Raw genomic sequence first — 15,111 nt, forward strand, 5'->3', positions numbered from 1 at the left:
CCCGTCAGCGCAGACGCGCCCGGCCCCGTGCCGGGCGTTCGGTCAGCCGCGTTTCCACAGCGCACCTTCGCCCAGCGCCTCGACAAAGGCCTCATGCGCTGCGCGCTCGGCCTCGGTCAGGCGCGGGGGCAGGGGGGACGGGCGCGGGCGCGGGCGCCAGTTCCCGGCAGATTCTCCACCCTCGCCACCGGCGCTGACCATCAGTCCGAAATCCGGCTGCCGGCCGCCGATCAGTTCCAGATAGACCTCGGCCAGAATCTCCGAGTCCAGCAGCGCGCCGTGCAGCGTCCGGGCCGAGTTGTCGATCCCGAACCGCCGGCACAGCGCATCGAGCGAGGCCGGCGAGCCGGGAAACTTCTGTCGGGCGATGGCCAGCGTGTCGATGGCCCGTTCCCACGGGATCGGAGGCAGGTCGATGCGGGCCAGCTCGGCATTGAGGAACTTCATGTCGAAGGCGGCATTGTGAATGACCAGCTTTGCATCGCCCAGAAAATCGAGGAACGTCCGACCGATCTCGGCGAAGATCGGCTTGTCGCTGAGGAACTCGGTGCTCAGACCGTGAACCTCGAACGCGTCCTGCGGCATGTCACGCTGGGGGTTGATGTACTGGTGATAGGTTTCACCCGTGGGCACATGGTTCCACAGCTCAACCGCGCCGATTTCGACGATTCGGTCGCCGGCCTCGGGATCGAAGCCGGTCGTTTCCGTATCAAGGACAATTTCACGCATGGGCGATTTCCGACCTTATCTTGCGAACAATCTCTCGCACCTGCTGCCGGGCGTGGTCCAGCGTGTCGGTCACGATCACGAAATCGGCGCGCGCGCGCTTTTCCGCGTCGGGCATCTGCTTGGCAAGAATGGCCTCGAATTCCTCTTCGCTCATGGTTCCGCGCGCCAGCACCCTTTGCCTTTGCACCTCGGGCGGGGCGCTGACCACGGCAACGGCGTCCATCTCGGCCTCGCCCCCGGTTTCATACAGCAGAGGGATGTCGAAGACGATGATATCGGCCTCGGCGCGATCGCGGAAATTCGCCCGGTCCTCGGCCACCAGCGGGTGAACGATGGCCTCGATCCGGGCCAGCGCGCCGGGGTCGCGGGCGATGATCGCGCGCAGGGCCTCGCGGCTGACCCCGCCATCGACGATCGCTTCGGGAAAGATCCGCCCCAGCGGTCGGACCGCCGCACCCCCCGGTGCATAAAGGCGGTGCACGGCGGCGTCGGCATCCCATACCGCGCATCCCTCATCGGCAAAGAGGCGCGCGGTGGTGGACTTTCCCATGCCGATGGATCCGGTCAACCCGAGGCGGAAGCTCATCTCAGCGCCGCCGCGCGGGTTGCGTTGTCAACGACGGGTCGGGTGCCGAACCAGCGTTCGAAACCGGGAACCGCCTGGTAGAGCAGCATCCCCAGACCATCCACGGTGATGCATCCGGCCTCTTCCGCCACCTGAAGCAGATGCGTCTTGAGCGGCGTATAGACCAGGTCGGTCACCACCGTTCCCCTTTGCAACCCGTCAAGCGGTACCCGCAATTCCGGTTTTCCGATCATGCCCAGAGAGGTCGTATTGACCAGCAGGCGGGCCTCTTCGACGATATTTCCGGCCTGCACCCAGTCCACGACGCGGACCCGCTTGCCGAAATCCTCGTGCAGGCGCTCGGCGCGGGCGCGGGTGCGGTTGGTGACCAGGATCTCGGGAACGCCCGCCTCGATCAGAGAGGCGACCACCGCCCGTGCCGCGCCCCCGGCGCCGAAGACCACCGCCGGACCCGATTTCGGATGCCAGTCGGGCGCGCCACTGCGCAGGTTTTCGAGAAAGCCGTAACCGTCGGTGTTGTCGGCGATGATCCGTCCGTCGGGACGGAATATCAACGTGTTGGCAGCGCCGATCAGCGTGGCGCGATCGGTGACCTGATCGGCCAGCTGCAACGCCGCCTCCTTGTGCGGGATGGTGACATTGACACCGACGAAACCGGCCTTGGGCAGGGTGCGCAATACCTGTTCGAGATCGCCGGCCGCCACGTCCATCGGGATGTAGTAGCCTTCGATCCCGTAGGTCTTGAGCCAGTGACGATGCAGCCGGGGCGAACGCGAATGCGCAATCGGAGACCCGATCACACCGGCAAGGGGAATTTGCGTGTCGGTCATTGCTCGATCACCCCTTTCAGCATCAGATAATCAAGAAGCTCCATCAGTGGCATACCCAAAACGTTAAAATAGTCGCCGTCAATGGCGCTGAACAGCCGGACGCCCTCTTCCTCGAGCTTGTAGGCACCGACGCTGTGGCGGATGCTGTCCCAGTTGCGCGCTACATAGGCGCGCAGATAGTCGTCGGACATATCGTGCATCTTCAGACGCACCTTTCCAACATGGCGCCAGATCGGTTCCCCGCCGCGGCAGATGACGGCAGCCGAAAGCAGCGCATGACGATCCCCCCGCATCTGGCGCAGCAGCTCGAATGCCGCGTCCCGGCTGACGGGCTTGGAAATCAGTTTGCCGCGGAAATCCAGAACCTGGTCGCATCCAAGAACCAGCGGGCCGGGCATCCGCGAACTGACCTTCCTGGCCTTCATCTCGGCCAGAGCGTCCGCGATGTCGCGCGGCGGCGCGCCTTCGGCCAGAAGGGCGGATTTCATCGCTTCCTCGTCCACGCGCGGCACGACCACTTCGAAGGGCACCGCGGCATTGCGCAACAGTTGCGCGCGAATGGCCGAACCCGACGCCAGGATGATGGGGGCAGTCATGTGGATAAACCCTTTGCAGATCGACAGGGGGTGGGAACAGATTTGCCCGAACTCCACATTCCACCGCAACCCCGCGCATCCCGCATGTCCTGTCATCGGAATGCCCGGGACATCTCCCGTCTGGAAAAGGATAACCGCGAGATCGTGGAAAAACCGCCTGTCAACAGATCTTCCGCAACCCGTTTCCCCCGCCTGAATTACATCAACCAGTTGTAATCACACATGAATCTTTCATTTTTCACATCCTGTGGATATTTTCCGCCGGTCATGCCCACATGTGGTCAAACCGGTGAGCGACAAAAAGATCCACAACTCCGGGCTGTCCTACAAAACCAACAATCTTTCTTCTTTTTCATTCTTTATCTAGGAAGGCATGAACGCATGGCCGGGGAAATCATGGTGAACCTCCTTTTCGACCTTTATCCGTGGATCAAGGCGCTGCACGTCATGGCGGTGATTTCCTGGATGGCAGGTCTGTTCTACCTGCCGCGCCTGTTCGTCTATCACGTGGAACGGGCGCAGGAGATCGACGGCGCAACGGCGATCTTCGAGGTGATGGAGCGGAAGCTTCTCGACTTCATCATGCGTCCGGCCATGATTGCGGCATGGGTTTTCGGCCTGCTTCTGGCCGCCACGCCGGGGGTGGTGGACTGGACGCTGCCATGGCCGTGGGTCAAGGGCGCCTCGGTGCTGGCCATGACCTGGTTTCACTTCTGGCTGGCCGCGCGGCGGCGCGATTTCCTGGCCGATCGCAACCGACTGAGCGGCCGGCAATTCCGGATGATGAACGAGGTGCCCACCGTGCTGATGGCGGTGATCGTCATTGCGGTGATCGTGAAGTTCTGAGGCAGATCCGCACCCCGTGGCGCGATGGGGGTTTGACTCGGGCCTCTGTCGCGACTATCTGGGGGCAACGCGCCCATCCGGGCGACGTGTCTTCCGTCATATATTCCAGCTTGCGTCGCCCATGCGACGTGCAAGGGCCATAAATCCCATGACACAGCAAAGCCTGAATCTGTCCGACCTCAAGGCGAAAAGCCCCAAGGACCTGCTCTCCATGGCCGAGGAGCTCGAGATCGAGAACGCCTCGACCATGCGCAAGGGCGACATGATGTTCCAGATCCTGCGCGAACGCGCGGAAGAAGGATGGGAAATCGGCGGCGACGGCGTGCTGGAGGTGCTCCAGGACGGGTTCGGCTTCCTGCGCTCGCCCGAGGCCAACTATCTGCCGGGACCGGACGACATCTATGTCTCGCCCGACATGATCCGCCAGTATTCCCTGCGCACGGGCGACACGGTGTCGGGGCCGATGAAGGCGCCCGAGGACAACGAGCGCTATTTCGCGCTGACCGGGGTGCGAAAGATCAATTTCGAGGATCCCGAGCGCGCGCGCCACAAGATCGCCTTCGACAACCTCACGCCGCTTTACCCCGACGAGCGCCTGAAGATGGAGATCGAGGATCCCACCATCAAGGACAAGTCGGCCCGCGTGATCGACCTGGTGTCGCCGATCGGGAAGGGGCAGCGCTGCCTGATCGTGGCGCCGCCGCGCACCGGCAAGACGGTGATCCTGCAGAACATCGCCCATTCGATCGAGAAAAATCACCCCGAATGCTATTTGATCGTCCTGCTGATCGACGAGCGCCCCGAGGAAGTCACGGACATGCAGCGCTCGGTGAAGGGCGAGGTGGTCTCCTCGACCTTCGACGAGCCGGCCTCGCGCCATGTGGCCGTGGCGGAAATGGTGATCGAGAAGGCCAAGCGCTTGGTCGAACACAAACGAGATGTTGTGATACTTCTCGATTCGATCACAAGACTTGGTAGAGCTTACAATACAGTTGTTCCGTCTTCGGGCAAGGTTCTGACCGGCGGCGTGGATGCGAATGCGCTGCAACGGCCCAAACGCTTCTTCGGAGCGGCGCGCAATATCGAGGAGGGAGGCTCGCTGACCATCATCGCCACGGCGCTGATCGACACCGGCAGCCGCATGGACGAGGTGATCTTCGAAGAGTTCAAGGGCACCGGCAACTCCGAGATCGTCCTGGATCGAAAGATTGCCGACAAGCGGGTCTTCCCGGCCATCGACATCCTCAAATCCGGCACCCGGAAAGAGGATCTTCTGGTCAATCCGAAGGATCTGCAGAAGATGTATGTGCTGCGCCGGATCCTCAACCCGATGGGTACGACGGATGCGATCGAGTTCCTGCTGTCCAAGCTGAAACAGACCAAGACCAACGCCGAGTTCTTCGACTCCATGAACGCCTGAGCGTGGTCCCCAGCCACGAGGTTGCCAGATGGATACGATTTTCGCCTTGGCCAGCGCCTCGGGCAAGGCCGGGGTCGCGGTCATCCGGGTTTCCGGCCCACAGGCGCATCGGACAGCTGCGGCTCTGGCGGGCGAGGGGCTTGCGCGCCGAGGCATGGCCGTTCGCAGCCTGCGTGACGCACCGGGGCAGATTCTGGACAGCGCGGTGGTTCTGACCTTTTCGGCTCCATCCAGTTTCACGGGCGAAGATGTGGTCGAGTTTCAGGTTCACGGCAGCGTTGCGGTGGTTTCGGCCATTCTCGACCGCCTGGCCCGGATCGACGGGCTTCGGCCGGCGGAGCCGGGGGAATTTACCCGTCGCGCGCTTGAAAACGGCAAGCTGGACTTGGCGCAGGTCGAAGGGTTGGCCGACCTGATCGACGCGGAAACCGAGGCGCAGCGGCGGCAGGCTCAGGCGCTGCTTGAGGGCGAACTTGGCGCGCTGGCCGAAGGATGGCGGAGCGACCTGATCCGTGCCGCCGCCTTGATCGAGGCGGTTCTGGATTTCGCCGACGAAGAGGTGCCGGTGGATGTGACCCCCGAGGTCATTCAATGCCTTGACCGCGTGGAAACCGATCTGCGGCGCCAATGCGAAGGAGTTTCGATCACCGAGCGGATCCGCTCCGGCTTTGAGGTTGCGATTGTCGGTGCACCGAATGTGGGCAAATCCACGCTTCTGAATGCCTTGTCCGGGCGCAAGGCGGCGATTACCTCTGCCCATGCGGGCACCACGCGGGACGTGATCGAGGTGCGAATGGACCTGGCCGGCCTGCCGGTGACATTGCTGGATACCGCCGGTCTGCGCGAGGCGCAGGACGAAATCGAGGAAATCGGCGTTGCCCTGGCACGCGAACGGGCGGAAACGGCGGATCTGCGCGTGTTTCTTGTCGAAGAAGGGGAACAGCTGGACGTGAAGATGCGGCCGGGGGATATTCGCGTTCTTCCCAAGGCAGATCTGCGCGAGTCGCCGGAAGGCGCGGTTTCCGGAGTGACGGGGCAGGGGCTGGACGATCTTGTCGAGAAGATCTCGGCCGAGCTTTCCCGGCGAACGACCGGTGCTGGGATCGCAACCAGGGAACGTCATCGCGCGGCGATGAATCGGGCGCTGGGCGCGATCAAGGCGGCGCGACAGGTTTTGGCGCGGGGTCCGGATGATTATGATAAGGCGGCAGAAGAAATCCGCAGCGCGATTCGTGCGCTTGAATCCCTGGTCGGGCGTATCGATGTGGAAAATCTGCTGGATGAAATCTTTGCCAGCTTTTGCCTTGGCAAGTGAGGAGTGTTTCACGTGAAACATTCGGGATTTGATGTCGTTGTCGTCGGGGGCGGTCATGCAGGGACCGAGGCCGCCCATGGCGCGGCGCGGATGGGGGCCAGGGTTGCCCTCGTGACGCTGCGGCGCGCCGATATCGGCGTCATGTCCTGCAATCCGGCCATTGGAGGGCTGGGTAAGGGGCATCTGGTGCGTGAAATCGATGCCATGGACGGTGTCATGGGCCGGGTTACCGACCGTGCCGGGATTCAGTTTCGTCTGTTGAACCGGCGCAAGGGGCCGGCGGTTCAGGGCCCGCGGGCGCAGGCCGACCGGGCGCTCTATCGTGCGGCGATGTTGGCGGAAACGGAAAACAGGAAAAATCTGCGGATCATCGAAGGCGAGGTCATCGATTTTCTCATGCAGGGCCGATCGGTTGCCGGCGTGATTCTTGCAGATGGCGCTGAAATTCCGGCCCGCGCGGTGATCCTGACCTCGGGGACGTTTCTGCGCGGGGTCATTTACATTGGCGACGTCTCCCGCCCCGGAGGACGCATGGGCGACCGGCCGTCGGTTCGCCTGGCCGAGCGGATCGAATCTTTCGGCCTGCCGCTGGGGCGGCTGAAGACCGGGACTCCGCCACGGCTGGACGGGCGTACGATCGATTGGTCGGGGCTTGAAAAGCAGCCGGGGGACGAAGATCCGGTGCTGTTTTCCTTTCTGTCCAAAGGCGTGACCGCCCCCCAGGTTGCCTGCGGAATCACTCACACCAACCCCCGGACACACGAGATCATCCGAAACAACCTGTCGCGCTCGGCCATGTATGGGGGCCATATCGAGGGCGTCGGCCCGCGCTATTGTCCCTCGATCGAGGACAAGATCGTGCGGTTTGCCGAAAAGGATTCGCATCAGATCTTTCTTGAGCCCGAGGGCATTGATGACCACACGGTTTACCCTAACGGCATTTCGACCTCGCTGCCGCAGGAGGTTCAGGAGGCATATGTTCATTCCATCAAGGGTCTGGAATCCGCAAGGATTCTCCAGCCGGGCTATGCCATCGAGTATGATTACGTTGACCCCCGATCCCTGACCTTGCAGCTTGCGGTCAAGGATGTGCCGGGGCTGTTCCTGGCCGGGCAGATCAATGGCACGACCGGATATGAAGAGGCGGCCGCACAAGGACTCGTGGCCGGTCTGAACGCGGCCTTGTTCACCAGGGAAGAGCAGGGCGTCACTTTTGGCCGGGCGGACAGCTATATCGGCGTGATGATTGACGATCTGGTCACCCGCGGCGTGAGCGAACCCTACAGGATGTTCACATCGCGGGCCGAATTCCGCTTGTCGCTTCGCGCCGACAATGCCGATCAGCGGTTGACGCCGCTAGCGATCTCGCTGGGTTGCGTGTCCGAGACGCGGCGGCGCGAATTTTCCGAAAAGATGGACAAGCTTTCCAACGCGCGCAGCAGGCTGGAATCCCTGTCGCTCACCCCGTCGATGATTCTCCAAGCCGGTATTGCGGTGAACCAAGACGGGAACAGACGTTCGGGCATGGATCTTCTGGCATTCCCTGATGTGAAGTTTGAAGATCTCCTTTCCTTCGATGGAACGCTTGACGGTGTGGAAGAGGGTATAAGGCGCCAACTGAAGAACGATGCGCTGTATGCGAACTACATCGAGCGGCAAAAGCGGGACATCGAAGCGCTGCGGCGGGATGAGGGGCACAAGATCCCAGTCGATTTCGACTATGCCGCGATCGACGGGTTGTCCAATGAGCTGAAGGCCAAGCTGTTGCAAAGCCGGCCGGAAAACCTCGCGCAAGCATCGCGAATCGACGGCATGACGCCGGCGGCGCTGACGCTGATCCTGTCGCGGCTGCGCCGCTCGCAAGGCGCAAGATCGGCATGACCGGGTCTCTGGCGCGGCAGGGAGGGGAACTGAATGTTTCACGTGAAACACTCGATCGGTTCGCCCTGTTCGAATCGCTTCTTCGCAAATGGACGACGCGGATAAATCTTGTTTCCCGCGCCAGTCTGGACGATCTGTGGAACCGCCATATTCTTGATTCTGCTCAGGTTTTCGATTGTGCCAAGCCGGGCCGCCTGTGGGTCGATCTGGGAAGTGGCGGCGGGTTTCCGGGGCTTGTCGTGGCGATTCTCGCGGCCGAACGCGCGCCCGATATGCAAACCGTTCTGGTGGAGAGCGATCAGCGCAAGGCTGCTTTCCTGCGCGCGGTCATGCGGGAAACCGGGGTGAAATGCAGGGTCCTTGCCCACAGAATCGAAGAAATCGAACCGATCGGCGCCGACACGCTTTCAGCGCGCGCCTTGGCCGAGCTTGACAAGTTGCTTGAATTTTCAGAGCGGCATCTTTCTCCCGGCGGGACGGCGCTGTTTCCAAAGGGGGTACGCTGGCGGGCCGAGCTTGAGCGCGCCCGAAGGCGGTGGCACTTTGACGTGCAGGCGATTAAAAGCAGGACAGAGGACGGAGCAGTGATCCTCAAGATCAAAGGAGTGTCGCGTGCCTGATCTTTCCAGACCGAACGGCCCAAAAATCATTGCCATTGCAAATCAGAAGGGTGGGGTTGGCAAGACGACGACGGCAATCAATCTTGCTGCCGCGTTGGCCGAACGGGGCCGAAAGGTTCTGGTGGTCGATCTGGATCCGCAGGGCAACGCCTCTACCGGTCTGGGAATCGAGCTGCCGGACCGCCGCAAGACGACCTATGATCTGTTGATCGAAGATGCGCCCCTAGAGGAGGTCATCCAGTCCACGCGCTTTGAGGGTTTGTCGATCATTCCTTCCACGGTCGATCTCAGTTCCGCCGATATTGAACTGATTTCCAATGTGAAACGCAGTTTCCTGCTGCATGATGCGCTGCGCCAGACGGCGATGGATCGTTTCGGGTTCGACTTCATTCTGATCGACTGCCCGCCCTCGTTGAATCTTCTGACGGTCAACGCGATGGTCGCCGCCCATTCCATCCTGGTTCCGTTGCAAAGCGAGTTTTTTGCGCTGGAGGGCCTGTCGCAGCTGATGCTGACCATTCGCGAGGTCCGTCAGACGGCCAACCCGGATCTTCGGATCGAGGGGATCGTGCTGACCATGTATGATCGCAGGAACAACCTGTCGCACCAGGTCGAACAGGATGCGCGGGAAAACCTGGGAGAGCTGGTGTTCCGCACCTTGATCCCCCGCAATGTCCGGGTCAGCGAGGCCCCATCCTACGCGATGCCGGTTCTGGCCTATGATCCGAATTCGCAGGGTGCCCTGGCCTATCGGGCGCTGGCGGAAGAGGTGCTTGAAAAACATGGAAAAATCGCCGCGTGATCGGCTACGAGGGAGAAGAAGAAATGGATAACAAGGCAAAGCCGCGCGGACTTGGCCGGGGGCTTTCGGCGCTGATGGCGGATGTTCGGCCCGAGGCTTCTCCAACCGCGGACACGCCCCGGGCGCCCGACATGCGCGTGCCCATCGAGAAGCTGAGCGCCAACCCCGATCAGCCCCGTCGGGCCTTTGACGAATCGGATCTTGAAGATCTGGCCGCCTCGATCCGCGAAAAGGGGATCATCCAGCCCCTGATCGTGCGCCCGCTGGGCGATGGAGAATACCAGATCGTGGCCGGTGAGCGCCGCTGGCGCGCCGCGCAGATCGCACAGCTGCACGAGGTCCCGGTTCTGGTGCGTGATCTGGACGATTCGGAAGTTCTGGAAATCGCGATCATCGAGAACATCCAGCGCGCCGATCTGAACCCGCTGGAAGAGGCGCTGGGCTTTCGCCAGTTGATGGACCGTTTCGGCCACACGCAGGAAAAGCTGAGCCAGGCCCTGGGTAAGAGCCGCAGCCATATTGCCAACCTGTTGCGACTGCTGACCCTGCCCGAGGATGTGCAGGATCTTGTGCGCGAGGGCAAGCTGTCCGCCGGTCATGCCCGCGCCTTGATCACGGCCGAGAACCCCTCGGAGCTGGCAAGAAAGGTTGTTCGGGGCGGGCTGTCGGTGCGGGCGACCGAGGCCCTGGTCAAGAAACAGGCCCGGGGCGGGGATCAGGGGGCCGCCGGACCGACGCGTGGCAAGGCGGTGGAAAAGGATGCCGACACCCGCGCGCTCGAGGCCGACCTGGCCGCGAATCTGGGCATGAAGGTCAGCATCGAGCACAAGCCGGGTGCAGAATCCGGGCGGGTGGTGATCTTGTATGACTCGCTCGATCAGCTTGATGAACTGTGCGGCCGCCTCACGCGTTAGGGCGGCTCCAGATGAATGCAAGCACGAGGGAAAGTATAACTATTTGAAATAAAAGAATTTTTATCGGAACGGACAGAGCCAGGGAAAGCCCCGGCACCGCCAGGATCGACAGGGTGGCCATGCGTTTCGCCCGTGGTCGGATGGCCCCCGAGCGGCTCCAGTCCTCGATGATAGGCCCGAATGTGCGGTGCGACAGGATCCACTCATGCAGCCGGGATGAAGATCGCGCGAACAGGAACGCGGCCAGCAGAAGGAAGGGAACGCTGGGCAGCAAGGGCAGGAAGATGCCGATGATCGCAAGCCCCACGCAGATCAGCCCCAGCCCGGCCCAGAGATATTTCACCACTTCACTCCGCCAGCAATTCCCGGATCACCGCGTTCAGGACCGGGCGCCCCCGTGCGGTAGCTGACAGATGCCGCCCGCGCAGCGACACCATGCCCATCTCGCCCAGCCTTTCGATGGCGGATGGAGAAAGGGGTTTGCCCGAAAGGGACTGGAACCGGGTCAAGTCGATGCCCTCGCGCAGGCGCATTCCGAACATGACATATTCTTCGGCCTGCACCTGTCCAGTCAACACCTCGCGCAGCCGTTCGGCATTGCCCCGTTCCGCCGCCGAAAGCCAGAGATTCGGATCGGGCCAGCATTCGGTTGCATGGCGCTGCCCGGCAATCGTGAGCCGCCCATGCGCGCCCGGCCCGATTCCGGCCCAGTCTCCGTAACGCCAGTAGATCAGGTTGTGCCGCGACTCGTTGCCCGGCCGCGCGTGGTTCGAGATTTCATAGGCGGGCAGGCCGGCGGCGTCGCACAGATCCTGCGTCAGCTGGTAGAGATCGGCCGACTGATCGTCATCGGGCAGACCGCGCAAGCCCCCCGCGGCGTGGCGGGCGGCGAAGGCGGTGCCGGGCTCGATCGTGAGCTGGTAGAGCGACAGGTGATCGGGCGACATCGACAGTGCCTCGGTCAGTTCCGCCCGCCAGTCGGCCAGGCTCTGGTCCTGTCGGCCATGGATCAGGTCGAAGCTGACGCGCTCGAACAGGCCGGTGGCGATCTTCCATGCCGCGCGTGCCTCGGCCACGCTGTGGATCCGGCCGAGGCGGCGCAGGTCGCGGTCGTCAAGGGCTTGGAATCCCATCGAGATCCGGTTGACTCCGGCCTCGCGATAGTCCGCAAACCGCCCGGCCTCGACCGAGCCGGGATTGGCCTCGAGCGTGATTTCGATATCGTTGGCAAAGCGCCACTGGCGGCGGGCGGCCTCGATCACCTGCGCCACCGTGTCGGGGTGCATCAGGCTGGGCGTGCCACCGCCGAAATAGATCGAATTCAGGACCCGGCCGGGCAATTGGGCTCCGATCCGGTCCAGTTCGGACACGAGGGCCCGGGCCCAGCGGCCGTGGTCGATATGGCCGGCCAAATGGCTGTTGAAGTCACAATAGGGGCATTTGGCGGCGCAGAAGGGCCAGTGAACGTAGAGGCCGAAACCGGCCCGGGTCCAGTCCTCAGCCAAAGCAGGCATCGATGAGCCGGGCGACGGCGCGGCCCCGGTGGCTGATGCGGTTCTTTTCCCACCGGTCCATTTCGCCGAAGGTCTGATCGTATCCGTCGGGCAGGAAGATCGGGTCATAGCCATGCCCCTGTGCGCCGCGCATGGGCCAGACGATGCAGCCGGGAACCGAGCCCTCGAACACCTCGTCATGCCCGTCGGGCCAGGCCAGCACCAGCGTGCAGACAAAGCGCGCCCGGTGCGGCTCGGGCGCCCCCGAGGCAACGAGCTCATCATGCACCCGCCGCATGGCCATGACAAAATCGCGCCCATGCCCGGTTTCCGCCCAGTCGGCCGTGTGCACGCCGGGGGCGCCGCCAAGAGCTGCGACCTCAAGCCCGGAATCATCGGCAAGCGCCGGCAGCCCGGTTGCCTTCGCCGCCGCGTGCGCCTTGATCCGGGCATTGCCGACAAAGCTGGATTCGGTTTCTGCGGGCTCGGGCAGGTTCATGTCGGCGGCGCCGATGACGGACACGCCGAAGGGCACCAGGAGGTGCTCCACCTCTTCCAGCTTGCCCCGGTTGTGGGTGGCCACAAGCAGGCGGTCTTCGGCGAGTGCGCGGGTCATTCGGTGGCCGCCCTTTGCGCGGCGACCAGCTGGTCAACCCCCTTCTGCGCAAGGTCCAGCAGCTGGTCCATCTGCGCCCGGGAAAACAGCGCCCCTTCGGCCGACATCTGGACCTCGACCAGGTTTCCCGATCCGGTCATGATGAAATTGCCGTCCACGCCGGCCTCGCTGTCCTCGGGATAGTCGAGGTCCAGAACCGGCTGGCCGGCGTAGATGCCGCAGCTGACCGCCGCCACGTGATCCAGCAGCGGATCGGTGGTGATCATGCCCGCCTTGAGCAGCTTGTCCACCGCCAGCCGCAGCGCCACCCAGCCACCGGTGATCGCGGCGCAGCGGGTACCGCCATCGGCCTGCAGCACGTCGCAGTCGATGGTGATCTGGCGTTCGCCCAGCGCCACGCGATCGACGCCGGCGCGCAGGGCGCGGCCGATCAGGCGCTGGATCTCGACCGTGCGGCCGCCCTGCTTGCCCGCGGCGGCCTCGCGCCGCATCCGGGTGTTCGTGGCCCGCGGCAGCATCCCGTATTCAGCCGTGACCCAGCCAAGGCCCGACCCCTTGATGAAGGGCGGCACCCGGTCCTCGATGGTGGCGGTACACAGCACATGCGTCTCGCCCATTCGGATCAGGCATGACCCTTCGGCATGTCGATTGACACCGGTTTCAATTGAAACCGGGCGCATTTCGCTTAAATCTCTTCCAGACGGTCGCATGGGGTTCCTTTCCTGGTCCGCGCGGGAATACCGCCGGGCAGGGGCGGGATGCAACCCTGATCGATTCATTCTTCGGGTCGTGTTTACCGGTGGGCCGTGCAAAAATGACCGAGATGAACGATACGACGAAACTTCTGGACCAGCTGAACGACCGAACGCGCGAGGTGTTTCGGCTGGTGGTCGAGAATTACCTCTCCAGCGGCGATCCGGTCGGAAGCCGCACGCTGTCCCGCGCCATGAGCGAGAAGATCAGCGCCGCGACCATCCGCAACGTGATGCAGGACCTGGAATATCTGGGCCTTCTCGACAGCCCGCACGTCAGCGCCGGCCGGGTGCCCACGCAACGGGGCCTGCGCCTGTTCGTTGACGGGTTGCTGGAGGTGCGCGACCTGGACGAGGCCGACCGCGAGAAGATCGACGCCACGGCGAACGCGAACACCTCGGACGTGGGAGGGTTGCTGGATCGGATCGGATCGGCGCTTTCGGGGGTGACGCACAGCGCGTCGCTTGTTCTCACGCCCAAGCACGAGGCCGAGATCCGGCATATCGAGTTCGTCTCGCTCGGCCACGACCGGGCTCTGGTCGTGCTGGTTTTCGTGGACGGGCACGTGGAAAACCGGCTGTTCCGCCCGCCGCCGGGTCAGACGCCCAGCTCGATGCGGGAGGCGGCGAATTTCCTCAACGCCCTGATCGAGGGGCGCACCTTGCGCGACCTTCAGGGCGTGATCCGCAAGGAAATCGCCCGGCGCCAGCAGGAGATCGATTCGCTCGCCCGCGAGATGGTGGAGAGCGGCCTTGCCGTATGGGAGAATGATGGCGAGGATTCCGCGCGCCTGATCGTGCGCGGGCGGTCGAATCTTCTGGACAGCGCCGAACAGGGCGACGAGATCGAGCGCATTCGGGTTCTGTTCGACGACCTGGAGCGCAAGCGGGATATCGCTGAATTCCTGGAACTGGCGGAAAAGGGCGAGGGCGTGCGCATTTTCATCGGCTCCGAGAACAAACTTTTCTCACTTTCGGGTTCCTCTCTGGTGGTTTCTCCCTATATGAACGCGGACCGGAAGATCATTGGTGCCGTCGGCGTGATCGGGCCGACCCGGCTGAATTACGGGCGGATCGTGCCGATCGTGGACTACACGGCGCAACTGGTCGGAAAACTGCTTTCTGATCGGGGATAGAGGTGAGACATGGCAGAGCCGAAGAACGAAACATTCCTGGACGACATCGAGACCGCCGAGGCCGAGGAACTGGCCGCGCACACGGAAGAGATCTCGGACGAGGCCGCAGAGATCGAAGCGCTGCGGGCCGAGCGGGATGAGCTGAAGGACCGTTTTCTTCGCGCGCTCGCCGATGCCGAGAACGTCCGCAAGCGGTCTCAGAAGGACCGCCGCGAAGCCGAGCAGTATGGCGGATCGCGTCTGGCCCGTGATCTGCTGCCGGTCTATGACAATCTCAAGCGTGCGCTGGAATCTGTGACCGACGAACAGAGGGCCGCTGCGGCAGCCCTGATCGAGGGGGTCGAGCTGACCATGCGGGAGCTGGTCAATGTCTTTGCCAAGCACGGGATCGAGGTGATTTCGCCGAAGGTCGGGGACCGGTTCGATCCGCAGCTGCACGAGGCGATGTTCGAGGCGCCGGTGCCGGGGACGACGGCCGGCGAGATCATTCAGGTATCGGCCGAAGGGTTCATGCTGCATGACCGCCTGTTGCGCCCGGCACAGGTGGGGGTGTCTTCGATGCCGGAAGGCTGATC

General features: G+C 63.1%; 17 protein-coding genes. 9 read left to right on the forward strand and 8 right to left on the reverse strand.

The features are described from left to right. Nucleotides 1-42: 42 nt before the first annotated feature. Genes dnaQ through ACZ5CM_RS00730 form a run of 4 tightly spaced genes read right to left on the reverse strand, consistent with a single transcriptional unit; the run spans nt 43 to nt 2,741 of the window. The gene (gene dnaQ / locus ACZ5CM_RS00715; RefSeq protein ID WP_464640367.1) at nt 43-729 is read right to left on the reverse strand and encodes a DNA polymerase III subunit epsilon; all 687 of its coding nucleotides are present in this window, start codon (nt 727-729) and stop codon (nt 43-45) included. Continuing rightward, on the reverse strand, nt 722-1,315 hold the full coding sequence (gene coaE, locus ACZ5CM_RS00720; RefSeq protein WP_464640369.1) for a dephospho-CoA kinase: 594 nt from the start codon (nt 1,313-1,315) through the stop codon (nt 722-724). Before coaE ends, dnaQ begins: the two co-directional genes overlap by 8 nt. Further along, nucleotides 1,312-2,145 carry a shikimate dehydrogenase gene (locus tag ACZ5CM_RS00725; RefSeq protein WP_464640371.1) on the reverse strand — a complete coding sequence of 278 codons (834 nt, stop codon included), beginning with the start codon at nt 2,143-2,145 and terminating at the stop codon, nt 1,312-1,314. The genes coaE and ACZ5CM_RS00725 overlap by 4 nt, the downstream gene beginning before the upstream one ends. Beyond that, nucleotides 2,142-2,741 carry a Maf family protein gene (locus ACZ5CM_RS00730; protein ID WP_464640373.1) on the reverse strand — a complete coding sequence of 200 codons (600 nt, stop codon included), beginning with the start codon at nt 2,739-2,741 and terminating at the stop codon, nt 2,142-2,144. The genes ACZ5CM_RS00725 and ACZ5CM_RS00730 overlap by 4 nt, the downstream gene beginning before the upstream one ends. A 396-nt stretch (nt 2,742-3,137) precedes the next feature. Between ACZ5CM_RS00730 and hemJ the strand changes: the two genes are divergently transcribed. From hemJ to ACZ5CM_RS00765, 7 genes are all read left to right on the forward strand, one after another. Beyond that, nucleotides 3,138-3,587, forward strand: a complete 450-nt coding sequence (gene hemJ / locus ACZ5CM_RS00735; RefSeq protein ID WP_464642663.1) for a protoporphyrinogen oxidase HemJ — start codon at nt 3,138-3,140, stop codon at nt 3,585-3,587. Nucleotides 3,588-3,735: 148 nt separating this feature from the next. Then, nucleotides 3,736-5,007 carry a transcription termination factor Rho gene (gene rho / locus ACZ5CM_RS00740; protein ID WP_464640375.1) on the forward strand — a complete coding sequence of 424 codons (1,272 nt, stop codon included), beginning with the start codon at nt 3,736-3,738 and terminating at the stop codon, nt 5,005-5,007. Nucleotides 5,008-5,035: 28 nt separating this feature from the next. Beyond that, nucleotides 5,036-6,322: a tRNA uridine-5-carboxymethylaminomethyl(34) synthesis GTPase MnmE gene (gene mnmE, locus ACZ5CM_RS00745; protein WP_464640377.1), complete on the forward strand. Its 1,287-nt coding sequence runs from the start codon at nt 5,036-5,038 to the stop codon at nt 6,320-6,322. Between the two features lie 12 nt (nt 6,323-6,334). Continuing rightward, on the forward strand, nt 6,335-8,203 hold the full coding sequence (gene mnmG / locus ACZ5CM_RS00750) for a tRNA uridine-5-carboxymethylaminomethyl(34) synthesis enzyme MnmG (RefSeq protein ID WP_464640379.1): 1,869 nt from the start codon (nt 6,335-6,337) through the stop codon (nt 8,201-8,203). Further along, nucleotides 8,200-8,823, forward strand: coding sequence for a 16S rRNA (guanine(527)-N(7))-methyltransferase RsmG (gene rsmG, locus ACZ5CM_RS00755; protein ID WP_464640381.1), 624 nt, complete (start codon nt 8,200-8,202; stop codon nt 8,821-8,823). Before mnmG ends, rsmG begins: the two co-directional genes overlap by 4 nt. Continuing rightward, entirely contained in the window at nt 8,816-9,625 is an 810-nt protein-coding gene (locus ACZ5CM_RS00760) for a ParA family protein (RefSeq protein WP_464640383.1), read from the forward strand. Before rsmG ends, ACZ5CM_RS00760 begins: the two co-directional genes overlap by 8 nt. Nucleotides 9,626-9,648: 23 nt before the next feature. Continuing rightward, nucleotides 9,649-10,539: a ParB/RepB/Spo0J family partition protein gene (locus tag ACZ5CM_RS00765; RefSeq protein WP_464640385.1), complete on the forward strand. Its 891-nt coding sequence runs from the start codon at nt 9,649-9,651 to the stop codon at nt 10,537-10,539. Here the strand turns inward: ACZ5CM_RS00765 and ACZ5CM_RS00770 are convergent. Genes ACZ5CM_RS00770 through rph form a run of 4 tightly spaced genes read right to left on the reverse strand, consistent with a single transcriptional unit; the run spans nt 10,529 to nt 13,358 of the window. Further along, nucleotides 10,529-10,882, reverse strand: a complete 354-nt coding sequence (locus tag ACZ5CM_RS00770; RefSeq protein ID WP_464640386.1) for a YbaN family protein — start codon at nt 10,880-10,882, stop codon at nt 10,529-10,531. The two genes, ACZ5CM_RS00765 and ACZ5CM_RS00770, sit on opposite strands and share 11 nt — an antisense overlap. A 4-nt stretch (nt 10,883-10,886) precedes the next feature. Continuing rightward, nucleotides 10,887-12,053, reverse strand: a complete 1,167-nt coding sequence (hemW, locus tag ACZ5CM_RS00775; protein WP_464640388.1) for a radical SAM family heme chaperone HemW — start codon at nt 12,051-12,053, stop codon at nt 10,887-10,889. Continuing rightward, nucleotides 12,037-12,648 carry an RdgB/HAM1 family non-canonical purine NTP pyrophosphatase gene (gene rdgB, locus ACZ5CM_RS00780; RefSeq protein WP_464640390.1) on the reverse strand — a complete coding sequence of 204 codons (612 nt, stop codon included), beginning with the start codon at nt 12,646-12,648 and terminating at the stop codon, nt 12,037-12,039. Before rdgB ends, hemW begins: the two co-directional genes overlap by 17 nt. Continuing rightward, nucleotides 12,645-13,358: a ribonuclease PH gene (rph, locus tag ACZ5CM_RS00785; RefSeq protein ID WP_464640392.1), complete on the reverse strand. Its 714-nt coding sequence runs from the start codon at nt 13,356-13,358 to the stop codon at nt 12,645-12,647. The genes rdgB and rph overlap by 4 nt, the downstream gene beginning before the upstream one ends. A gap of 113 nt (nt 13,359-13,471) precedes the next feature. Here rph and hrcA point away from each other — a divergent pair, with 113 nt between their 5' ends. Further along, a complete protein-coding gene (hrcA, locus tag ACZ5CM_RS00790) occupies nt 13,472-14,536 on the forward strand; it encodes a heat-inducible transcriptional repressor HrcA (protein WP_464640393.1) in 1,065 nt (354 codons plus the stop codon). 9 nt (nt 14,537-14,545) lie between these two features. Continuing rightward, a complete protein-coding gene (locus ACZ5CM_RS00795) occupies nt 14,546-15,109 on the forward strand; it encodes a nucleotide exchange factor GrpE (protein ID WP_464640394.1) in 564 nt (187 codons plus the stop codon). The last annotated feature ends 2 nt before the right edge of the window (nt 15,110-15,111 follow it).

Source organism: Piezobacter thermophilus, assembly GCF_055386745.1.